The sequence below is a fragment of the Pseudotabrizicola sp. 4114 genome, assembly GCF_031457365.1.
Taxonomy (GTDB): domain Bacteria; phylum Pseudomonadota; class Alphaproteobacteria; order Rhodobacterales; family Rhodobacteraceae; genus Pseudotabrizicola.
Window position 1 is genome coordinate 25,354 of sequence record NZ_JAVDWP010000011.1, and the last position, 21,063, is coordinate 46,416.

18 protein-coding genes are annotated in these 21,063 nt (G+C 64.3%); 3 read left to right on the forward strand and 15 right to left on the reverse strand.

Annotation, left to right across the window (positions count from 1 at the left end):
- Window positions 1-44: 44 nt before the first annotated feature.
- The 9 genes from J2X53_RS18590 to J2X53_RS18630 all read right to left on the reverse strand — a co-directional run bounded on the left by J2X53_RS18590 (window position 45) and on the right by J2X53_RS18630 (window position 10,323).
- A complete protein-coding gene (locus J2X53_RS18590; RefSeq protein ID WP_349038997.1) occupies window positions 45-1,430 on the reverse strand; it encodes an aspartate aminotransferase family protein in 1,386 nt (461 codons plus the stop codon).
- 185 nt (window positions 1,431-1,615) lie between these two features.
- Complete coding sequence (locus J2X53_RS18595) at window positions 1,616-2,275, reverse strand: GntR family transcriptional regulator (protein WP_349038998.1); 660 nt, start codon at window positions 2,273-2,275, stop codon at window positions 1,616-1,618.
- Window positions 2,276-2,363: 88 nt separating this feature from the next.
- A complete protein-coding gene (locus tag J2X53_RS18600; RefSeq protein WP_349038999.1) occupies window positions 2,364-3,938 on the reverse strand; it encodes a glycoside hydrolase family 43 protein in 1,575 nt (524 codons plus the stop codon).
- Window positions 3,939-4,092: 154 nt separating this feature from the next.
- Entirely contained in the window at window positions 4,093-5,226 is a 1,134-nt protein-coding gene (locus J2X53_RS18605) for a Gfo/Idh/MocA family oxidoreductase (RefSeq protein WP_349039000.1), read from the reverse strand.
- Window positions 5,227-5,229: 3 nt separating this feature from the next.
- Window positions 5,230-5,979: a sugar phosphate isomerase/epimerase gene (locus tag J2X53_RS18610; RefSeq protein WP_349039001.1), complete on the reverse strand. Its 750-nt coding sequence runs from the start codon at window positions 5,977-5,979 to the stop codon at window positions 5,230-5,232.
- 124 nt (window positions 5,980-6,103) lie between these two features.
- Window positions 6,104-7,213, reverse strand: coding sequence for an ABC transporter ATP-binding protein (locus J2X53_RS18615; protein ID WP_349039002.1), 1,110 nt, complete (start codon window positions 7,211-7,213; stop codon window positions 6,104-6,106).
- 3 nt (window positions 7,214-7,216) lie between these two features.
- A complete protein-coding gene (locus J2X53_RS18620) occupies window positions 7,217-8,134 on the reverse strand; it encodes a carbohydrate ABC transporter permease (protein WP_349039003.1) in 918 nt (305 codons plus the stop codon).
- Window positions 8,127-9,020 carry a sugar ABC transporter permease gene (locus tag J2X53_RS18625; protein ID WP_349039004.1) on the reverse strand — a complete coding sequence of 298 codons (894 nt, stop codon included), beginning with the start codon at window positions 9,018-9,020 and terminating at the stop codon, window positions 8,127-8,129. The genes J2X53_RS18620 and J2X53_RS18625 overlap by 8 nt, the downstream gene beginning before the upstream one ends.
- Before the next feature lie 73 nt (window positions 9,021-9,093).
- A complete protein-coding gene (locus J2X53_RS18630; RefSeq protein ID WP_349039005.1) occupies window positions 9,094-10,323 on the reverse strand; it encodes an ABC transporter substrate-binding protein in 1,230 nt (409 codons plus the stop codon).
- 310 nt (window positions 10,324-10,633) lie between these two features.
- Here J2X53_RS18630 and J2X53_RS18635 point away from each other — a divergent pair, with 310 nt between their 5' ends.
- From J2X53_RS18635 to J2X53_RS18645, 3 genes are all read left to right on the forward strand, one after another.
- Window positions 10,634-11,707, forward strand: coding sequence for a LacI family transcriptional regulator (locus J2X53_RS18635; RefSeq protein WP_349039006.1), 1,074 nt, complete (start codon window positions 10,634-10,636; stop codon window positions 11,705-11,707).
- Entirely contained in the window at window positions 11,704-12,759 is a 1,056-nt protein-coding gene (locus J2X53_RS18640; RefSeq protein ID WP_349039007.1) for a sugar phosphate isomerase/epimerase, read from the forward strand. Before J2X53_RS18635 ends, J2X53_RS18640 begins: the two co-directional genes overlap by 4 nt.
- Before the next feature lie 77 nt (window positions 12,760-12,836).
- Window positions 12,837-14,006, forward strand: coding sequence for a Gfo/Idh/MocA family oxidoreductase (locus tag J2X53_RS18645; RefSeq protein WP_349039008.1), 1,170 nt, complete (start codon window positions 12,837-12,839; stop codon window positions 14,004-14,006).
- 65 nt (window positions 14,007-14,071) lie between these two features.
- Here the strand turns inward: J2X53_RS18645 and J2X53_RS18650 are convergent, their stop codons facing one another.
- The 6 genes from J2X53_RS18650 to J2X53_RS18675 form a co-directional block, all read right to left on the reverse strand.
- Window positions 14,072-15,178, reverse strand: a complete 1,107-nt coding sequence (locus J2X53_RS18650) for an NUDIX domain-containing protein (protein ID WP_349039009.1) — start codon at window positions 15,176-15,178, stop codon at window positions 14,072-14,074.
- A 22-nt stretch (window positions 15,179-15,200) separates the two neighbouring features.
- Window positions 15,201-15,647 carry a TrgA family protein gene (locus J2X53_RS18655; RefSeq protein WP_349039010.1) on the reverse strand — a complete coding sequence of 149 codons (447 nt, stop codon included), beginning with the start codon at window positions 15,645-15,647 and terminating at the stop codon, window positions 15,201-15,203.
- Between the two features lie 26 nt (window positions 15,648-15,673).
- A complete protein-coding gene (locus tag J2X53_RS18660) occupies window positions 15,674-16,888 on the reverse strand; it encodes a cyclopropane-fatty-acyl-phospholipid synthase family protein (RefSeq protein WP_349039011.1) in 1,215 nt (404 codons plus the stop codon).
- Window positions 16,889-16,945: 57 nt separating this feature from the next.
- Window positions 16,946-18,358, reverse strand: coding sequence for a deoxyribodipyrimidine photo-lyase (locus J2X53_RS18665; RefSeq protein WP_349039012.1), 1,413 nt, complete (start codon window positions 18,356-18,358; stop codon window positions 16,946-16,948).
- 141 nt (window positions 18,359-18,499) lie between these two features.
- A complete protein-coding gene (locus J2X53_RS18670) occupies window positions 18,500-19,726 on the reverse strand; it encodes an aminotransferase class V-fold PLP-dependent enzyme (RefSeq protein ID WP_349039046.1) in 1,227 nt (408 codons plus the stop codon).
- Window positions 19,727-19,893: 167 nt separating this feature from the next.
- Window positions 19,894-20,883 (reverse strand): MDR family oxidoreductase, encoded by a 990-nt coding sequence (locus J2X53_RS18675; protein WP_349039013.1) that lies wholly within the window; start codon window positions 20,881-20,883, stop codon window positions 19,894-19,896.
- Window positions 20,884-21,063 lie beyond the last annotated feature (180 nt).

Here is a 21,063-nt window from a genome sequence, read left to right on the forward strand (position 1 = left end):
AAGCAGCAATGCCAGGGGGCGTGCTGCGGCTGGCAGGGTCAGGCCTAGACGAGACCGTCAGCCTTCAGGCCCGCATAGCATTCATCCAGACTGGTCGTCGCCCGGTCGATCAGGATGTCGATCTCCTCTGGGGTGATGACCAGCGGCGGAGAAATGATCATCCGGTCGCCGACATGGCGCATGATCAGGTTGTTGGCAAAGCACCGCTCGCGGCAGCGGAAGCCCACCGTGCCCTGCTCGCCGGGGAATTTGGCGCGTTTGGCCTTGTCCGGCGTCAGTGCGATCGACCCCATCAGGCCCACCAGTTTCGCCTCGCCCACCAGCGGGTGACCGGCCAACGCATCCCAGCGCTGCTTGAGGTAGGGGTGCGCCACGTCGCGCACATGGTCGACCACATGCTCTTCCTGCAGAATGCGCAGGTTTTCGAGCGCCACCGCCGCCGCGACCGGATGGCCGCTGTAGGTGTAGCCGTGGAAGAACTCGCCGCCCTCGGCAATGGTCGCCGCCACCTCGTCACAGACGATCGAGCCGCCGATCGGCTGATAGCCCGAGGACAGGCCCTTGGCGATGGTCATGATATGCGGCTTGATGCCGAAAGTCTGCGACCCGAACCAGTTGCCGGTGCGGCCAAAGCCGGTGATGACCTCATCCGCGATCAGCAGGATGCCGTATTTGTCGCAGATCCGCTGAATTTCCGGCCAATAGGTCGCAGGCGGAATGATCACGCCGCCCGCGCCCTGCACCGGCTCGCCGATAAAGGCGGCAACCTTGTCGGCCCCTAGTTCCAGGATCTTGGCTTCCAGCTGCTGCGCACGCTCCAGCCCGAAGGCGTCTTCGTCCATGTCGCCGCCCTCGCCCCACCAGTAGGGCTGGTCGATGTGCACGATCCCGTCAATCATGCCGCCGTGGGAATGGATCGGGGCCATACCGCCCAACGACCCGCCGCCCATGGTCGAGCCATGGTAGCCGTTCTTGCGGCCGATGATGATCCGCCGCTCCGGTTGGCCCTTCACATCCCAATAGCGCCGGACCAGCCGGATGTTGGTGTCATTCGCCTCGGACCCCGACCCGGCAAAGAACACGTGGTTCAGATCGCCCGGCGCCAGTTCGGCAATCTTGGCGGCCAGAGCGATGGCCGGGACATGGGTGGTCTGGAAGAACGTGTTGTAATAGGCCAGCTCTTCCATCTGCCGCGCGGCCACCTCGGCCAGTTCCTTGCGGCCATAGCCGATGTTCACGCACCACAGCCCGGCCATGCCGTCGATGATCCGGTTGCCGTTGCTGTCCGTCAGCCAGACGCCTTTGCCGCGCGTGATGATCCGCGCGCCCTTGGCGGCCAGCCCGTTGGCATCGGTGAACGGATGCATGTGATGCGCCGCATCCAGAGCCTGAAGCTCGGCGGTCGGCAGGTGATTGGTGATCATGTTCATGGCCATGCCCTTTCAGTTGCGGCAGGGCAGACGGCCCCGGCTTGACCACAGGATAGGGTCAAACGCGGCGCGGTTCAAGAAATTTGATCAAATTTCTTGAACCGTCCCTGCGGGGTTCATCTTGGCCCAAATACTCACTGCGCAACGCGACCCGCGCGAGGGCCGATGGTCATCCGGGCTCCCGCTCAGATCCCGCCCTGGGCCAGCGCAAGCTCCACCTGCTCTACCCCTTGCGCGATGTCGCGCTCAATCGCGTCGCGCAACCCGATCGCATCGCCCGCCCGCATTGCCGCCAGCGCTTCGGAATGGCGGTCGGGCAAGGCATCAGAGCCAAAGCGCGCGCAGACCACCCGCAGCGACGGACCAAAGCGCAGCCACATCGACCGCGCCATATCGACCAGCACCGGCGCGCCCGAGGCCTCATACAGGCAGAAATGAAACGCATGGTTCGCCTGCAGGTAGCCCGGAATATCCCCCGCGCGGATCGCCAGATCCACCGGGTTGTCCAGCGCCTGCAGCTGCGCAATCAGCGCGGGCGTCAGATGCGCCGCCGCCATTTCGGCCAGCTTCGGCTCGATGGTCAGCCGGGCAAAGGCCACCTGCTCCAGCACGGCCACGGTCATGCCGGGCACCGCCACCCGGCGGTTGCCCTGCGGCTCCAGCGCGCCCTCGGCGGTCAGACGGCGGATCGCTTCCCGCACCGGGGTCATGCCCGCGCCCAGATCAGCGATCAGGCCTTGGATGGTCACCGCAGCCCCCGGCTCCAGATGCCCGAACAGGATCATGTCGCGCAGCCGCGCATAGGTGATCTCGTGGGTCGGTATCTTCCGGCTGTCCGCGTCCATCAGGCCTCCGCTCGTGTTTTGTCCCTTATGACGGGTTCGGCGCAGCAATCAAGATGTGATCAAATCCGGGCGTTGATAATCCCCTGCCTCACAATTCGCGGTCGTCATAGTCAAAGCGCAGCACATCGGCCTGCCAGCCCTGCCCGGTCAGATCATGCGCCACCACCCCGACGAAAGCGCCGGTAAAGCTGGCGTGCTCCCCCTTGCCGCCCTCATCCGAGATCAATGATCCATCCAGCTCCGGCCCGATCTGCTGCCCGTTCAGGGTAAAGCGCTGCGACGCGCCCGCCACCCGCACCCCGAGGGTCACGTCGCCCTCGGGACACGGGACCAGCCCGTGAAACGTCAGCCGCTCGCCCTGCCAGTCACCCAGACAGGACACCAGACTGACCAAGCGCGCCCCCGCCTCACGCGTGATCAGCGCGGCGTGGAACTTGTGGCGGTTGTAATATGTGGTCAGCCCGACCGCCTGCTGCCAGGTCGGCGGATCGGCGCGGAAAACGGCACTGGCGGTATAGGTGCTTTCCTCCTGCCGCCGCGCGATCAGGCATTGCTCAACCCATGACCCCAGACTCTCCCGCCCGGTCAGCCGCAGGCAGGAGCCGGTCAGGGTGAACAGCCGCTCCGGGTACGGGGTGCGCAGCCATTGAAACTCGGGCGGCAGATCCGGGCCGGTGAAATCGCGGCTGATGGCAACGCGGGGGGCCTGCGCCGCCGCCAGCGGCAGGTCGGTCGGGGCCACCTGCCCCCCCGCCTTGAGCCACAACCAGCCGTCGCGCCATTCGACCTCGGCCAGCCCGGTCTCGCGGCCTGTCGCACAGAACGGCCCGCGCGGCCCCGCCACCGGGCGGCCGCACAGAAAGCTGTGCCAGTGCCGCCCGTCATGCCCCTCGACATATTGCCCATGCCCCATCCGCTGCACCGGGTTTTCCGGGGCAAAACGCGCGGTGATCACATGCTTTTCGGGATGCGTCTCATACGGCCCCTCAATCCTCCGCGACCGCGCCATCGTCACCGCATGATCATAGCCGGTGCCACCCTCGGCGGTGGTCAGGTAGTACCAGCCCTCGCGGCGGAACAGATGCGGCGCTTCGGTCAGGCCCAGATCGGTGCCGGCATAGATGTCGTGCTTTGGCCCGAACAGACCCCGCTCGGGTGACCATTCCTGCAACTCGATCCCGTCGAACCGGTCGTTGGCGGGGTTCATGCCAGTGCCGGCCCAGCGGTGGTTCCAGCGCATGTTGACGAACCATTTCCGCCCGTCCGCGTCATGGAACAGCGACGGGTCGAAGCCGGAGGCATTCACGTACCACGGGTCGGACCAGTCGCCGTCGATGGTCTCGCAGGTGGTGATATAGTTGTGGGCGTCCTTGAAATTGCCGTCCAGCCGTTTGACATCGGTATAGACCAGCCAGAACCGGCCACCCTCATGGCTCAGACACGGGGCCCAGACACCGCCGCTGTCGGGATTGCCGCGCATATCGAGCAGGGCGGCGCGGTTCAGCGGGCGGGCCACCAGCCGCCAGTTCACAAGGTCGCGGCTGTGATGGATCTGCACCCCCGGATACCATTCAAACGTGGAGGTGGCGATGTAATAATCTTCCCCCACCCGGCAAAAGCTGGGGTCAGGGTTGAAGCCGCGCAGGATGGGATTCCGGGCCATGTGTTCCACTGTGTTACAAGAGGCTATTTTCAATGATTTCAAAATCTTGACTGTATAGCTTTAAGAGACTTTTAATCTCTGCCTCCCCCATTCATCTTGGCAAAAATACTCCGCGGGGGGTCCGGGGGGCGCGAAGCCCCCCGGTTGCAAGGTATTACACCAACAAGGCCCGCGCTTCCTCGATGCCCAGCGCCTCGGGGCGGGTGCAGGTGGTGGTGAGTGTCACAAACGCGCCGCTTTCGCCCGAGGTCAGGCAGGCCGTCATCACCTCAACCCCGTGCAGGGTGCGTTCGAGCGAGCAGCGGGCATCGCGGCCCGTCAGCAACGCCTGCACCATATCGGCCAGACCAGCGGTGCGGTAATTGGCCAGCGCACCGTGCTTTGGATGCTCCTGATTGGCGACGCCGAAAGGGTGATCCCACGGGCTGACCGTTTCGAGGCTGCCGTCCTTGTGGCCGATCTCGACCGTGCCGCCAAAGAAATTCGGGTCGGGCACGTACAAGGTGCCTTCCGTGCCGTAAAGTTCGAAATGGTTGCGTTTGTGGTGGAAAACATCCCAGCTGGTCGACAGATTGATGGTCGCACCATTGTGAAAGTGCAAGAGCGCGTGGATGTTGGTCGGCGTCTTCACCGGCACGGTTTCACCAAGACGCGGCCCGTTGGCAATGGTGCGCACCTCTTGCGCCGAGCTGGTCAGCGCGGCGACCCGTTTGACCGGGCCCAGCAGGTTGATCAGATTGGCGATGTAATAGGGGCCAAGGTCCAGCATCGGCCCCGCCCCCGGCAGGAAAAAGAAATCCGGGTTCGGGTGCCAGTGCTCCATGCCGTAGTTCAACACCGCCGCAGAACCGGCTGTAATCGTGCCGATTTTCCCTTCATCCAGCAAGGCGCGGGCCTGCTGATGCGCGCCGCCCAGAAAGGTGTCGGGGGCGCAGCCCACCGCCAGCCCTTTGGTGGCGGCGAGCGCGCGCAGATCCTCCCCCTCTGCCAAAGTCAGCACCAACGGCTTTTCGGAATAGGCGTGTTTGCCCGCCTGCAAAATCCGTTTGGTGACCGCGTAATGCGCGTCGGGGATGGTGAGGTTGATCACCACATCAACCGCGGGATTGGCCAGCAGATCATCAACCGATTGCGCCACCACGTTGAACTCGGCCGCGCGGGCGCGGGCCGTGTCCATGTTCATATCGGCCACGGCGCGGACCTCCAGCCCCTTGAACAAGGGCGCCAGCCGCAGATAGGCCGCCGAGATATTGCCGCATCCGATGATGCCAAGACCCAAGGTTGTCATCGCTCAGAACCCCTTGACCGCAGCAATGGACCGGGTGGCAAAACGGCTGTGATCCGACGGGTTGTCATGCTCCATGATGATATGTTTGACCCCGATCGCGCGCAGCGCAGCCATGATGCCGGGCCAGTCAACCGTGCCATGGCCGACATCGGCCCAGCCATCCTCATCGGCATTTTCGCCCTGAGGTGCGATGTCTTTGACATGGGCCGAGGTGATGCGCTCTTTGTAGCGCTCGATCCAGGCCAGCGGATCAGCCCCGCCCCGGATGACCCAGGCCACATCCATTTCCCATTCCAGATGCGGGCCGCCGTCAAAGATTTCTTCTTGCGGAACCGCGCCATCGGCGGTGGGTCGGAATTCGAAATCATGGTTATGCCAGCCAAAACCAAAGCCTTCGGCGCGGAAGGTGTGGCCCGCCTTTTCCAGCCGCGCGCCAAAGTCGTGCCAGCCTTTGCCATCTGTGGGCCGGTCATCGGGCATCAGGTAGGGGCAGTAAATCCGCTGCATTTTCAGGGATCTGGCGATCTCCAGCACCTTTGGCACCTCATTCTCCAGCATGTGCAGACTGAAATGCCCGGTCGGCATGGTCAGGCCGGTGGCGGCAAGCCCGGCTTTGGTCGCCTCGACCGCCGCATCATCGGCGTAAAGCGCACCGTACCCCTCAACCGCCGTATAGCCAGCCTTTGCCAGCATCTCGAACGTGGCCGACATCGGCGGGAAGTTGCGTGAGGAGTAGAGTTGATACGAGAACATTTCCATATCCTTTCAGGTGTCATCAGTTGCCGCATGCAGGTGGGCCGCGTGCGCTGCGGCGGACCTGATGGGGATGGGGGAAAGCGGATCAGCCGGGCACAAGAGCGGCTGTCAGAGAGTGGTGTCAGATCCTTACTTCACTGGTCGCATCAAACAGGCTGGCTTTGGCCATATCCACTTTCAGATGCACCGGCGTGCCCGGCGCCATCCGCCGTTCGACCGGCACCCGCACCGACATCTGCGTGCCCGCCGCCTGTAGCCAGACGAGGGAGTCAGCCCCCATCGGCTCATCGAGTTCGAGCGTGGCCGGGATCGTGACCCCCGGCTCGGCCGTCTCTTGCACCAGCAGATGTTCAGGGCGCAGGCCCAGGATCACCTTGTCGCGCGTGCCGATCAGGCCGCCCTCATACCCCGCCAGCGACAGGGTGAGGTCACCCAGACGGAACGCCTGCCCGCCATCGACCGTGGCCCCGTGCAGGAAATTCATCGACGGGCTGCCGATGAAGCCGGCCACGAACAGATTGGCCGGGCGGTTGTAGATCTCTTGCGGGGCGGCGAGTTGCTGGATGATGCCGCCGCGCATGACGGCGATGCGGTCGGCCAGGGTCAGCGCCTCGATCTGGTCATGCGTCACATAGACCATGGTGTTTTTCAGCTGGGCATGCAGGCGCTTGATCTCGACCCGCAGTTCCGAGCGCAGCTTGGCGTCAAGGTTCGACAAAGGCTCGTCAAACAGAAACACATCGACATCGCGCACCAGCGCGCGGCCAATCGCCACCCGCTGGCGCTGCCCGCCCGACAGAGCGGCAGGCTTGCGGTCCAGCAGTGGGCCAATCTGCAGGATTTCAGCAGCGCGGGCGACCTTTTTCTCGATCTCGGCCCGCGGCACCTTGGCGTTTTTCAACCCGAAGGACAGGTTTCCGCGCACCGTCATCTGCGGGTACAGCGCATAAGACTGGAACACCATGCCGATGCCGCGCTCATTCGGTTCGGCCCAGGTCACGTTCTTGCCCTTGATGAAGATCTGCCCGTCGGTGATCTCCAACAGCCCTGCAAGGCAGTTCAGCAACGTGGATTTGCCACAGCCCGAAGGCCCCAGAAGCACCACGAATTCACCTTCCGCCACGTCAAGGTTCATGTTCTTCAGAACCGAAACGGCCCCGAAATTCAGCGTCAGGTCTTTGACTTCAATCGAGTTTTTCACGCCGGAATGGCTCACGTTATGGTATGTCATGGATCAGCCTTTCACAGCACCGGCGGCGATGCCGCGCACGAAGAGTTTGCCGGAGACAAAGTAGATGAACAGCGGCACCAGCCCGGTCAGCAGAGTGGCGGCCATGTTGACGTTGTATTCCTTGACCCCCTGCACCGAGTTGACGATGTTGTTGAGCTGCACCGTCATCGGGTAAAGATCAGGCTTGGTATAGACCACGCCGAACAGGAAATCGTTCCAGATTCCAGTGACTTGCAGGATGATCGCCACCACGAATATCGGCAGGCTCATCGGCATCAGGATTTTCGCATAGATCGCCCAGAACCCGGCACCATCAACGCGGGCGGCCTTGAACAGCTCTTCGGGGATGGTGGAAAAGTAGTTGCGGAACAGCAGCGTCAGGATCGGCATGCCAAAGATGGTGTGCACCAGCACCAGACCCCAGAGCGAGCCATAAAGCCCCATTTCGCGCAGCAGGATCACGATCGGGTACAGCATCACCTGATAGGGGATGAAGGCCCCGAATATCAGGATGGTGAAGAAAATGTCCGAGCCCTTGAACTTCCAGAAGGTCAGCGCATAGCCGTTCACGCTCGCCACCACGATGGACAGGATGACCGACGGGATCAGGATCTGGACCGAATTCCAGAACCCGCGCGACAACCCGTCACAGTTCAGCCCGGTGCAGGCTTGCGACCAAGCCTTGACCCAGGGCTCAAAGGTGATCTCGACCGGCGGGGCAAAGATATTGCCCATGCGGATTTCCGGCATGCCCTTGAGGCTGGTCATCACCATGACCCACAGCGGCAGCAGGTAATACAGGCTGAACACCAGAAGCGTGCCGTAGATCATGATGTTGCGGCCCGACAGCGCACGTTTGGGCTTGGTCCCCCGCGCCTCAACCATCGTGCGGGCGGGAATATTCAGGGTGGCGTCAGCCATGTTTCTTGCCTCCGAATTCAAGGTAAGCCCATGGGATCAGCACGATCAGCACGGTCAGCAGCATCATGGTCGAGGCGGCAAAGCCCTGCCCCAGATTCTGCGCCTGAAACATGTAGTCATAGACATACATGGCAGGCACCTGTGACGAGGTGCCGGGCCCGCCCGAGGTTTGGGCAACGACCAGATCGTAAAGCTTGATGATCCCGGCGGCGACGATGACCAGCGTGGTGATGAACACCGGGCGCATCATCGGCAGGATGATCTGAAGATAGGTTTTCCAGGTCGGAATGCCGTCGACGCGAGCGGCTTTCCATATATCCTCATCAATCCCGCGCAGACCCGCCAGCATCAGGCACATCACAAATCCGGTGCCCTGCCACAGCCCGGCGATCAGCAGGCCGTAAAGCACCAGATCGGGGTTGTTCAGCGGGTTGAAGGTAAAACTCTCCCACCCCAGCGAGCGCACAATGTGCTGGATGCCGAATTCCGGGTTCAGAATCCACTGCCAGACCAGCCCCGTCACAATGAACGACAGCGCGAACGGGTACAGCATGATGGTGCGGAAGGTGTCTTCAAACCGGATCTTCTGATCCATCGCCACCGCCAGCAGAAAGCCGATGACAATGGTAAAGACCAGCGACAACACCCCGTAAATCATCAGATTTTCAATCGAGGTCAGCCAGCGCGAATTCGACCACAGCCGCTCGTATTGATCCAGGCCGACAAAGCGCTCGCGCGGCAGCAGTTTGGAGTCGGTAAAGGAATACAGCACCGTCCATGCCGTGCCCCCGACAAACACCACCAAAGTTGTCAGTACCATCGGAATCGCCGCGATTTTCGCGTTCAGATTCCGCCACATGCGGTTCACCCGCCGTGCTTCGGCCATCGGCCTGCCCTCCCCCTTGTCATTGTCAGATCGGGCCGCCCGCTGCCGGGCGGCCCGCCGTCAGCCTGCCGGATCAGAGACCGGATTCGAGGTTTGACACCCACTGTTCCTGGGCCGCCTCGGGAGTCATGGCGGATTTGAAGAACTCGACCATCAGGTCTTCGTTCTGCTTCACCACATCCGGCGACCATGCCATGTCACCCGATGGCACCAGATTGCCACTGGCCAGCACTTCGAGGCCCTTTTTCATGCAGTCATTGGCGGCCTGCAGATCAATATCGCCACGAATGGGCAACGAGCCCTTCTTCAGGTTGAAGGCGACCTGCACTTCGGGGCTGACCAGCAGCGCGGCCAGACGCTTCTGTGCGGCCTCGACATCGGCATCGCTGTTCTTGGGGAAGTAGAAGGCATCGCCGCCGGTCGAGAGGTAAGCGTTCAGGCCAAGACCCGGCAGACAGGTGTAATCGGTGCCCGCCACTTCGTTCGCCAGCTGAAATTCGCCCTGCGCCCAGTCGCCCATGATCTGACCACCCGCCTGATCGGCGATCACCAGATTGGTGGCCTGATTCCAGTCCTGCACGGTGGAATTTGCGGCCAGTTTGCGGGCATCACCCACGGCGGCAAACACCGCAGCCATCTCGGGGCCGGCAGCCACCTCCATGTTCTTGTCAACGTTGACCTGCTTCCAGACATCAAGCCCGGCCACCGCAACGGTGATCGCGTTGAAGGCAAGGTTGGACTGCCAGGCCTGATTGCCCAAGGCCAGCGGGATCTTGCCCGCAGCTTCCAGTTGTGGGCCGCTGGCCACGAATTCGGTCCAGTTGGTCGGCACCGGCAGGCCCGCGTCCTCATAAGCCTTGTTCGACAGCCACAGCCATTCGGGCGAGTGAATGTTCACTGGCGCACAATAGATCCGGCCATCGACCGTGCAGGCATCCAGCAAGGACGGCGGGAACACCTTGTCTTTCCAGCCTTCGGCCTCGGCCACATCGGTCAGATCCAGCATCAGCCCGGCCTCGACCAGTTCCAGCGCCTGCTGGCCGTGGTTGAACTGGGTCGCCCCCATCGGGTCACCGCCGGTGATGCGCGAAATCATGATCGGGCGCGCGGTGCTGCCGCCACCCGCGATGGCGCCATCCACCCAGTTGTCACCCGCTGCGTTGAACGCGTTGGCCAGCTCGGCAACCGCAGCGGCCTCCCCGCCGCTGGTCCACCAGTGCGTGACCTCCAGATCGGTCGCAAAAGCTGCCGCAGGCAGCGCCACCGACGCCACAAGCGCCGTCGCCAGTTTAAAGGTTTTCATGCAGTCCTCCCGGTTTCTAAATCGTTATAGTCATTTCTATAACGTTATAGTTTTTTGGATCAAGTCATCTTTTCACTTGTGAACCGCTTCCTGCATGGCGTTGAATGGGGGATACTTCCGGGCCTGACCCGTAAGGATTATCCTGATATGAGAGCAGAATGCCGCAGCGCCGCACCCCGATTTATCGCCCGCATTGCAAGGGGCTAACGCCCTGCGACGGCGGGGGCCATGTTGCAGGTGCAGCACGGGCAGCAGCCGCCGGATCGCCGGTCTTTGGCGGAAAACTGATTCGCAATCGCAGGGCCACACAATGACGTCAGGCATCCAAGCCCCCATCCCCCCCACCCTGCCTGATTCGGACCATGAACGCCCGACGCTGAAAACCATCGCCGCCGAAACCGGGCTGGCAGTGGCCACGGTCAGCCGCGCGCTGAAAGATGCCCCCGACATCGGCGAGGCGACCAAGCGCCGGGTGCGGGAGGCAGCGGCCCGGCTGGGCTACCGCCCGAACCGGGCTGGTGTGCGCCTGCGCACCGGAAAGACCAATGTGATCGCGCTGGTCCTCTCCACCGAGTCCGATGGCATGACCCACACGTCACAGTTGATCTATTCCATCGCCAATGCCCTGCGCGGCACCGCCTATCACCTGATCGTCACGCCGTATTTCGCCGATCAGGACCCGATGGATCCGATCCGCTATCTGGTGGAAACCGAAAGCGCCGATGCGGTCATCCTGAACCAGACCAAGCCCGACGATCCGCGCGTGCGCTACATGTCCGAGCGTCACTTTCCCTTTGCCACCCATGGCCGCACCACCATGGAGATTGACCACAGCTATTACGATTTCGACAACGAGACCTTTGCCGCCATCGCAGTTCAGGCTCTGGCCGAGGCCGGGCGCAAGCACCTGCTGCTGGTGCCACCGCCGCGCACCCAGAACTATGCCCGCCACATGACCACCGGCTTTGTGCAGGCGGCAGGTCAGCACGGTCTGTCGTTCGAGGTGCTGACGACAGCAAACTCCGATTCCGGCAGCGCGGTGATCGAGGCAGCCGTACAGGCCCATCTGACCCAAAGCGCCACCCGCCCCGATGGTCTGGTCTGCGGATCGACCACCGCCGCGATGGCATCGGTGAATGCGGCGGAACACCTGGGGCTGGTGCTGGGCCGTGACTTTGATCTGGTGGCGAAAGAGGCGCTGCGGTTTCTGCACCGCTTCCGCCGGGAGATTCTGGTCGTGCATGAAGATGTACGCGAGGCCGGTGACTTTCTGGCGCGCGCCGTTGTCGCCGCCGTCGAACGCCGGGACAGCCCGGCCCAACAAGGATTGGAGCGGCCCAGCCGGGTAGAACGCTGCAATGATGACAAGGGAGGACGACAATGAAAGCGATCAAGGGACCAGCGCTGTTTCTGGCGCAGTTTGCGGGCGATGATGCGCCGTTCAACTCATGGGACAGTATCACGAAATGGGCCGCCGACTGCGGCTATGCGGGCGTGCAGGTGCCCAGCTGGGACGGGCGGCTGTTCGATCTGGAACAAGCCGCTGCCTCAAAAGATTACTGCGATGAATTCAAGGGCGTGGCAGCGGCGAACGGCATCACCGTTACCGAACTTTCGACCCACCTGCAGGGCCAGCTGGTCGCCGTGCATCCCGCCTATGACACCGCCTTTGACGGATTTGCGGCGGAACAGGTGCGCGGCAACCCCAAGGCGCGGCAGGCATGGGCGGTGGATCAGGTCCGCAAGGCGCTGACCGCCTCGAAAAACCTTGGCCTGACCGCACATGCCAGCTTTTCCGGCGCGCTCGCCTGGCCCTATATCTACCCGTGGCCCCAGCGTCCGGCAGGTCTGGTCGAAGAGGCGTTTGACGAACTGGCCCGCCGCTGGCGGCCCATTCTGGACCACGCCGAAGACTGTGGCGTCGACATCTGCTATGAAATCCACCCCGGCGAAGACCTGCATGACGGCGTAAGCTATGAGATGTTTCTGGAACGGGTAAACAACCACCCCCGCGCCAACATGCTGTATGATCCCAGCCATTACGTGCTGCAACACCTTGATTATCTGGACCATATCGACATCTACCACGACCGCATCCGTATGTTCCACGTCAAGGATGCCGAGCTGAACCCCACCGGGCGGCAAGGCGTGTATGGCGGCTTCCAGTCCTGGATCAACCGCGCCGGGCGGTTCCGGTCGCTTGGCGATGGTCAGGTCGATTTCGGCGGCATCTTCTCCAAGCTCACCCAATACGGCTTTGACGGCTGGGCGGTGGTGGAATGGGAATGCTGCCTGAAGCACCCCGAAGACGGCGCCCGCGAAGGGGCGGAGTTCGTGCGTGCGCATATGATCCGGGTGACGGAAAAGGCGTTCGACGATTTTGCAGGGGCCGGGACGGACCACGCCGCGAACCGGCGGATGCTGGGGCTTGACTGAGAGGGCGGACCGGGGGTTTCACACCCCCGGACCCCCGTGGAGTATTTTTGCCAAGATGAAATCAGGAGGGCTTTGATATGGCCATCACAGCGGCACATGTGGCGCGGGCACCGCGCATCCGGTTGGGCATGGTGGGCGGCGGGCGCGATGCATTCATCGGCGCAGTCCACCGGATCGCGGCGCGGATTGATGATCAGTACGAACTTGTGGCGGGGTGTTTTTCCTCCGATGCCGAAAAGTCGCTGGCCTCGGCCGCCGATCTGGGCGTGGCGCGGGCCTATGCCAGCTTTGCCGAAATGGCGGCCAAAGAGGCGCGGCGCAAAGACGGGATCGAGGCCGTCGCCATCGTGACGCCAAACCACATGCACGCGCCGGTGGCGCTGCAGTTTCTCAAACGCGGCATCCATGTGATCTGCGACAAGCCGCTGACCCATACCCTGCCCGAGGCGAAAAAGCTGGCACGCGCGGCAGAGGCGTCGGGCGTGGTGTTTGCGCTGACGCACAATTACACCGGCTATCCGATGATCCGGCAGGCCGCCGCGATGGTGGCAGCGGGCGAGCTGGGCGAGATCCGGCTGGTACAGGTGGAATATGCGCAGGACTGGCTGGCGGAGCCGATCGAGCACTCGGGCCAGAAGCAGGCAGGCTGGCGCACCGACCCGGCGCGCTCCGGCGCGGGGGGCAGCACCGGCGACATCGGCACCCATGCGTTCAACCTGGCCAATTTCGTGAGCGGGCTGAGCGTCGAGGAACTGGCCGCCGATCTGCAGGCCTTTGTGCCGGGGCGCCGCGTGGATGACAATGCCCACGTGCTTCTGCGCTATCAGGGCGGTGCGCGCGGGATGCTGTGGTGTTCCCAAGTCGCGGCGGGGCAGGAAAACGGGCTGCGGCTGCGGATCTACGGCACCAAGGCAGGACTCGAATGGGAGCAGGAGAACCCGAATACCCTCTGGGTCGGGCCGCTGGGCCAGCCGAAATACCGGCTGACCCGCAACGGCGCGGGGGCAGGCCCCGAGGCGGCCCGCGTCAGCCGCATCCCCTCAGGCCACCCGGAGGGCTATCTGGAGGGGTTCGCCAATATCTACGCGGAAGCCGCCCGCGCCATCATCGCCCGGCGCGACGGCAGCGCCCTTGACCCGGCAGTTACCTTCCCCGGCCTGAAAGAGGGGCTGGAGGGCGTGGCCTTTGTCGATGCCTGCGTGCGCTCATCCGCCCGCAACGCGGCATGGGTCAAACTGAACCTCTGAGGCTTTGCACCTTTGCCAAATACTCCCGCCGGAGGCGTCCCACCCATGCCCCCGGCGATCCCGGGTCAGGCCCGCAACCGCCCCCGCTCGCGCTGCAGCCAGAACAGCGTCAGCAGCAAGGGCGCGTTCTGGATCTCGCCCGTCTCCACCAGCGCCATCGCCTGATCAAAGCTCAACAGATGGCCGCGGATGTCTTCGGCCTCGTCCTCGACGCCGAACACCCCCGCCGCGCCATCGGGCAGGTCGGTGAGCGCGACATAGGAATACAGAAATTCGGTCTTGGCCCCCGGCGAGGGGTAATAGTTTGCCACCGGCAGCAAGTCGCCTAGCGTCAGCGCGGCCTCTTCGACCGCTTCACGGCGGGCGCAGTCTTCAGGCGTCTCGCCGGGGTCGATCCGCCCGGCGATGGCCTCCAGCTGCCAGGGGTTGCCGTCGCCCCGGCCAAAGGGACCGGCGCGGACCTGTTCGACCAGGAGCACCCGGTCGCGCACCGGATCATAGGGCAGCACGGTGACGGCATCGCCGGAAATGAACACCGCGCGGGTGATCACCGGGCTCATCGTGCCGTCAAAGCGGCGGAACGACAGATCATACTCCTCGACCGAGAAGAAATAGGCATAGGGCTGGCGGGTTTGCTGCACCGCAATCTCGCCCGGCGCACGGCGCAGCGCCGCCGGGCCCTGCCCGGCCTGCGCCCGCAACCGGCTGGCGGCGCGCACCATGACCGGGCCAAGCCGGGCGTGCAGGCGCGCGGACGGGGTCTGACCATAGCACGCCATCACCTCGACGGCGGTTTCCACCGCCAGCGCTGCGTGATCGGCCAGCCAGAGCGCGGCATCCCAGAACTCGCCCTCACCGGAGGTGGATTTCAGCGCATAGGTAACGCCCTGCCCGGTGCCCTGCGCCGTGGTCACCCTCACCTTGCGCGCAGCCAGCCCGAGGACTTTGGCGTAAAACGCCAGCCGGGCCGCAGCCTGCGGCAGCAGCGCGTCAGGCACCACCCCTTCGACCATGCCGCCCCGGCGCGGCCCAAGCGCGAAATGGCCGGGCCGGTCCACCAACCAGCCCTCACGTTCAGCAACAAAGGCCGGGGACAGCGCCACGCTGTCGCCAAGGATGACATCCAGCAGCGGGCGATGGCACAGCGGGCCACAAAGAAACACGACAGACATCAGCAAGAACTTTCCGGGCGGTTCAATTCCACCGCTGGCCCGCCCAATGCGCCACGGCACCGCCCATCAGCCCGCCCAGCAGCAGCACCCCCAACACATCGGGCTGCGCCAGAGGCGGGATCAGCGCCAGCGCTTGTTCAAAGATTCCCAGAACCGCGTCAAGCGGGGTTTTGTACCGGCCCTTGATCGCCCGGTCCATCATCTCGGCGCAGGCGAAGATGAGCACCACCAGAACCACGATGGTCAGCGCGGTGCGGATGCCGCCGCCCATCGCCTCGACCCGGCCCCGTGCCCGGGTCGCTGCGGGCCCCATGATCCACCAGCCGCAGATCACGCCGACCCCGGCACTCACCTCGCGCAGCACCCCGGGCGGGCGGCCGGGTGGCAGGGCAAGGGCGTAAAGATGGGCGGCAAGGGCGGCAACAAGGGCAAAGATAATCGCGGCAAAAAGCTTGGCGGCGGTTGGCATCCTGCTCCCCTTGTTGCCCCACCGGTTCAGGCGGGGCGCGTCACCGTGATCTGCGTCACATCACAGTTTCCGCCGCGAAACGCTCCGGCGCAAGAGGCAAGGTAAAAGTTCCACATCCGGCGAAAGCGCTCGTCAAAGCCCTGCCGCGCCACCTCGTCCCAGCGCTCGTTGAACACCTCGTGCCAGCGGCGCAGGGTCTGGCTGTAGCTTTCGCCGAACTCGATCGAGGTTTTCAGCCGCAGCCCCGCCCGCTCCACCTCTTCCTGCAGGCGGAAGGGCGCGGGCAGCATGCCGCCGGGAAAGATGTATTTCTGAATGAAATCAACGCCCCGCTTATAGACCGGCCAGCGGTGATCGGGCACGGTGATAATCTGCAACGTCGCATGCCGCCCCGGTTTCAGCCGGGCGCGCAGGGTGTTGAAATAGGTCGGCCAATAACGCTCCCCCACCGCCTCGAACATCTCGATGCTGGCGATGCCGTCATAGAGCCCGCGCTCGTCGCGGTAGTCCAAGAGCTTGATTTCCACCCGGTCCGACAGGCCCGCGCGCGACATGCGGTCCACCGCAAAGTCATACTGTGCCTGAGAAATGGTCAGCGCGGTCACCCGCAAGCCCCGCTTGGCGGCGGCATATTCGGCAAAGCCGCCCCAGCCGCAGCCGATTTCCAGCACATGATCGCCGGGTTCCGCGCCCATCTGATCGACCATCGAGGCGTATTTCTGCTCTTGCGCCTTTTCCAGACTCTCCTGACCGGTGTGAAACAGCGCGCTGGAATAGGTCATGCTGTCATCCAGCCACAGCCGGTAAAAGTCATTGCCCAGATCGTAATGGGCGTGGATGTTCTTTTTCGCCTGCCGTTTCGAATTCGACTGCAACCAGAACCGGAACCGCTCAAAGCTGCGCACCAGCCTCATGCCGGGAAAGCCATCCTGCACCGGGTTGTTGTTTGGCATCTGCACCAGATCCAGAAACGCCTGCAGATCCGGGCTGGACCACCAGCCATCAAGGTAGCTGTCGCAGAACCCCAGATCACCCTCGCGGATCATGCGGGCAAACAGATCATTGTTATGGATCGCGATTTCCGCCACCGGGCCGGGCTTTGCGCCCTCCAGCCGGAATCGCCGCCCGTCGGGCATCACGAAATCCAGCCGCCCCTCGCCCAGCCTGCTGGCCACCGCAAACGCGGTAGAGAAATAGCGCGGCAGGCCGGTCTGGCCCTTGGTCGTTGTCAGAACTTCCATCTTCCCTCCCCGGGGAATGTCGTCTTTGGTTTACAGTTTCAGATACGCGCCAAGCGCTCAAGAGTTTCGGTCCGCATAGGCCGCAAGCGCACGTTTGCGCCCTTCGGCCAGATCGACCAGTGGTTTCGGGTAGGGCCGGGTCGGGTCAAGTGCCCAAGATCTGGGCACCGCGTCGAAATACGACAGCGCCTCCGGTCCGGGGCTGCGGCTGAGTTCGGCGATGAAGCGGTGGCGGTATCCGGCCTTCGGGTCGAATTTCTCCACCTGCGTCGCCGGGTTGAAGATGCGGAAAAACGGCGCGGAATCGGGGCCGGAACCAGACGCCCATTGCCAACCCATCGCATTCGACGCCGGGTCCCAGTCCACCAGACAGTCGGCAAACCAGTCAAGGCCGACTTTCCAATGCGTCATCAGATGCTTGGTCAGGTAGCTGGCCACGATCATCCGGGCGCGGTTGTGCATGCGCCCGGTCACATACATCTCGCGCATGGCGGCATCGACAAACGGCTCGCCGGTCAGGCCGCGCCGCCAGAGCTCGGCATCCTTGTTATCGGCGCGCCAGGCAAAATCATCCCACTCCGGCTTCCAGTTGGCATGGGTGATATGGGGCGTGTGATGCATCAGGTGATAGGCAAACTCGCGCCAGACCAGTTCTTTCAGAAAGGTCTCGGCCCCCTTTGCGCCCGCATGCAGCGCCCGCCAGCCCGCAGACCAGATCACCCGTGGGCTGATCTCGCCATAGGTCAGGTTTTCCGACAGGCCGGATGTGCCATCGACATCGGGCAGATCCCTGTCTTGCGCATAGGCGTCGATGGCGGTGGCGATGAAATGGTCCAGCCGGTCCAGCGCTGCCGCTGCGCCAACCTGCACATGCCGGGCCACCACATCGGCCCCGCGCCGCATGGCAGCGCCCAGTTGCCAGTCGGTCAGCGTGTCGCTTTCGGGCCATGTGGCAGGGGCGGCGAGTGCCTTTGGCGCTGGCAGCGGCGCGGCTATGGGCCGGTCACGCACCGCTTTCCAGAACGGGGTGAAGACACGGTAAAACCCACCGGTGCCGGTCTCGACCTCCCACGGTTCGAACAGCAGATGCCCGGCAAAGCTGCGCGCACCCACGCCCTGCGCCTTCAGCGCAGCTTTCACGCCCGTATCGCGGGCAACCGCCGCCGGATCATAAAGGCGCTGCCACCAGACCGCATCGGCCCCGGTCTCCGCCAGCATCTGCTGCAACACCGCCAGCGCCGGGCCACGCCGCAGGGTCAGACGCGACCCCGCCGCCTCCAGCGCCTTGGCGAATTCCGCAATCCCCAGCCCCAGCCGCCATTTCGGCGCAGCGCCCAGCGCCTCAGTCTCGGGGTCCAGAATGAACAGCGGGATCAGCGGACGCCCCGTGCCCGCCGCCTCGGCCAGCATCGGCGCATCCAGCAGTCGCAAATCCCGGCGCAGCCAAAGGATCAGGGGGGCATCGGTCATAAGTCGGGCGCGCTTTCTGGTTCCGTCACAAAGATACGGCGGGACACCCGTTTCGGATCACCCGACCGTATAGTCTTTGTTAACATTTAGCGGCCAAACCGCGTCCGGCAATGGCCCCCCCGGCAAAGACGTGCCGCCCCGCTACAGCGCCCGGTCCAGTGCCGCGATCAGCCGGGCAATCTCGTCCGGGCTGGTGTAATGCGTCGCACTCATCCGCAGCACGCCCTTTTCCGCATCCACCCCCATCGCCGCCAGTGGCCGCACCGCGTAAAAATCGCCGCCACCGCAGGCGATGCCATCGCGCCCCAGCGCCTCGGCCACCGGCAGGGCGGCCCGGTCCAGCGCCACCGCCACGGTCGGCGCACGGTCTTCGGCGCGGCGCGGCCCGATCAGGCGCAGGTCATTGCGCCCGGCCAGATAGTCCAGCAACGGCGCGATCACCGCCACCTCGGCGCTGCGCATCAGATCATGCACCCCCCGCCCCCGCGCCGCCGCATCGCCGCTGATGCCATGCTGCATGGCCAAGGCATCGACGTAGTCCGCCATCCCGGCACAGGCCGCGACCTGCGCATGATCAGGGCCCGCCGGAGTGTGCCGCTTGTAAAGCACCGACTGGTTGAAGAAATGCGCCTGCCCCGGCAGTTCCATGCCAAAGGCCTCCCGCAGCACCATGATCCCCTGATGCGGGCCATAGGTCTTGTAGGCCGAAAACAGATAGGCATCGCAACCTAAGCCCGCCACATCGGGAAAGCCATGCGGCGCATAGCTCACGCCATCCACCACCGTCCGCGCCCCCGCCGCCCGCGCCATGGCAGAAATCGCCGCCACATCGTTGATCTCTGCCACCACGTTCGAGCAATGCGGAAACGCCACCAGCCGCACCCGGCCATCCGCCAGCAGCCCCGCCAGATCCGTGGGATCAAGACTGCCGGTCTGCGGGTCGATCTGCCACTCCCGCACCTCGACCCCCTCCTCCGCCAGCCGCCGCCAGACGCCGGAATTGGCCTCATGATCCTGATTGGTCACCACGATCGCCGCGTTCTGCCCCTTCAGCCACCCCCGCACCGCCTGCGCCAGCACATAGGTGTTGGCACTGGTCGACGGCCCGAACGACACCTCCGCCCGCGCCACATTCATCATCGCGGCCAGCCGGCTGCGCGCCTCGTCCATCTCGGCCCCGCCCAGCTCCGAGGCCGGATAGGGCGCATAGGGCTGCACCTTGCGATCCGTATAAAACCGCGTCAGCCGGTCGATCACCTGACGACAGGGATAGCTGCCGCCTGCATTCTCGAAAAACGCATGGGTTGACAGCACCGGGCTGTCAAAACCCGGAAACTGCGACCGAACAAACTCCAGATCAAGCGCCATGCCACCCCTCCGCTGTGCTGCCGTCATGGTTGACGGGGCAAAGGCGGAAAGACAAGCCGCCCCCACCCGCCCCCTCTGATTTCTTCCTGAATATCCCGGCGGGAGGCGCAAAGCGACGGGGGGGCTGCCCCCCCTGCGACGGCGCCGCCTGTGGCCTGCCCGACGCCCTAGCGCTGCACATCCACCACCACCCGGCCCTGCACCTCGCCGCGCAGGATCGCAGCGCCTAAAGCGGGCACCTCGGCCAGCGTGGCGGGGCGGATCATCGCCTCCAGCTTGTCCATCGGCAGATCGGTGGTGATCCGGTCCCATGCCTGCACCCGACGGGCATAGGGCACGGTCACCGAGTTGATGCCCAACAGGTTGATGCCGCGCAGCAGGAAGGGGATGATATTGGCCGGCACCGCCAGCCCGCCGGCATTGCCCACCGCCGCCACACTGGCCCCCGATTTCATCTGCCCCAGCACCCGGGCCAGCATCTGCCCGCCGACCGCATCAACGCACCCGGCCCAGGTTTCCGACTCCATCGGCCGCTTGACCGCCTCGGCCAGATCACCGCGCGGCACCAGCCGCGCCGCGCCAAGGTCGCGCAGATAGGCCTCGGTCTCGGGCCGCCCCGTCACCGCCGCCACAGCGTAGCCCAGCCGCGCCAGCACAGCCACCGCGACCGAGCCGACACCGCCCGCCGCCCCGGTCACCAGCACCTCACCGCCCGAGGGCGTCAGCCCGTGTTCCTCCAGCGCCATCACCGCCAGCATCGCGGTAAACCCCGCCGTGCCCACCGCCATCGCCTGCCGCGCGCTCAACCCCTCGGGCAGCGGCACCAGCCAGTCGGCCTTGACGCGGGCCTTTGTGGCATAGCCGCCCCAATGCGCCTCACCCACCCGCCAGCCGGTCAGCACCACCCTGTCACCGGGGGCATAGCGCGCGTCATCAGACGCCTCCACCACCCCGGCAAAGTCGATGCCCGGCACATGCGGCCAGCTCCGCACCAGCCCGCCGCCCGTGGCCGACAGACACAGCCCGTCCTTGTAGTTCAGCGTGGAAAACTCCACCCGCACCGTGACATCGCCCGCTGGCAGCGCATCGTCCGGCAAATCCGCCAGCCGTGCCACCGCCTGCCCGTCTTCGCCCTTTTCCATCAGCACTGCCCGCATGACCGTTCCTCCATCCCTGATTTGCCCAAGGCCGCGCCGAAACGCCGCCCGTCTGCCCGCCACGAGGCAACAGCCGCCGCCCAAGGTCAACCCCGCTTTCAAGCCCTTGAATTGGCCCGCACCGCCGCCACATTCGGCTGATCCTTCGATCTTTGCTTGTGAGCACCGGAATCCTTTATT

Coding starts and splice junctions, on each gene's coding strand:
- J2X53_RS18670 (WP_349039046.1), bottom strand. CDS start 19,726: ATGGCGCTTGATCTGGAGTTTGTTCGGTCGCAGTTTCCGGGTTTTGAC.
- J2X53_RS18600 (WP_349038999.1), bottom strand. CDS start 3,938: ATGGCCCGGAATCCCATCCTGCGCGGCTTCAACCCTGACCCCAGCTTT.
- J2X53_RS18660 (WP_349039011.1), bottom strand. CDS start 16,888: ATGGAAGTTCTGACAACGACCAAGGGCCAGACCGGCCTGCCGCGCTAT.
- J2X53_RS18655 (WP_349039010.1), bottom strand. CDS start 15,647: ATGCCAACCGCCGCCAAGCTTTTTGCCGCGATTATCTTTGCCCTTGTT.
- J2X53_RS18590 (WP_349038997.1), bottom strand. CDS start 1,430: ATGAACATGATCACCAATCACCTGCCGACCGCCGAGCTTCAGGCTCTG.
- J2X53_RS18650 (WP_349039009.1), bottom strand. CDS start 15,178: ATGTCTGTCGTGTTTCTTTGTGGCCCGCTGTGCCATCGCCCGCTGCTG.
- J2X53_RS18625 (WP_349039004.1), bottom strand. CDS start 9,020: ATGGCCGAAGCACGGCGGGTGAACCGCATGTGGCGGAATCTGAACGCG.
- J2X53_RS18615 (WP_349039002.1), bottom strand. CDS start 7,213: ATGACATACCATAACGTGAGCCATTCCGGCGTGAAAAACTCGATTGAA.
- J2X53_RS18610 (WP_349039001.1), bottom strand. CDS start 5,979: ATGTTCTCGTATCAACTCTACTCCTCACGCAACTTCCCGCCGATGTCG.
- J2X53_RS18645 (WP_349039008.1), top strand. CDS start 12,837: ATGGCCATCACAGCGGCACATGTGGCGCGGGCACCGCGCATCCGGTTG.
- J2X53_RS18620 (WP_349039003.1), bottom strand. CDS start 8,134: ATGGCTGACGCCACCCTGAATATTCCCGCCCGCACGATGGTTGAGGCG.
- J2X53_RS18675 (WP_349039013.1), bottom strand. CDS start 20,883: ATGCGGGCAGTGCTGATGGAAAAGGGCGAAGACGGGCAGGCGGTGGCA.
- J2X53_RS18630 (WP_349039005.1), bottom strand. CDS start 10,323: ATGAAAACCTTTAAACTGGCGACGGCGCTTGTGGCGTCGGTGGCGCTG.
- J2X53_RS18605 (WP_349039000.1), bottom strand. CDS start 5,226: ATGACAACCTTGGGTCTTGGCATCATCGGATGCGGCAATATCTCGGCG.
- J2X53_RS18635 (WP_349039006.1), top strand. CDS start 10,634: ATGACGTCAGGCATCCAAGCCCCCATCCCCCCCACCCTGCCTGATTCG.
- J2X53_RS18640 (WP_349039007.1), top strand. CDS start 11,704: ATGAAAGCGATCAAGGGACCAGCGCTGTTTCTGGCGCAGTTTGCGGGC.
- J2X53_RS18595 (WP_349038998.1), bottom strand. CDS start 2,275: ATGGACGCGGACAGCCGGAAGATACCGACCCACGAGATCACCTATGCG.
- J2X53_RS18665 (WP_349039012.1), bottom strand. CDS start 18,358: ATGACCGATGCCCCCCTGATCCTTTGGCTGCGCCGGGATTTGCGACTG.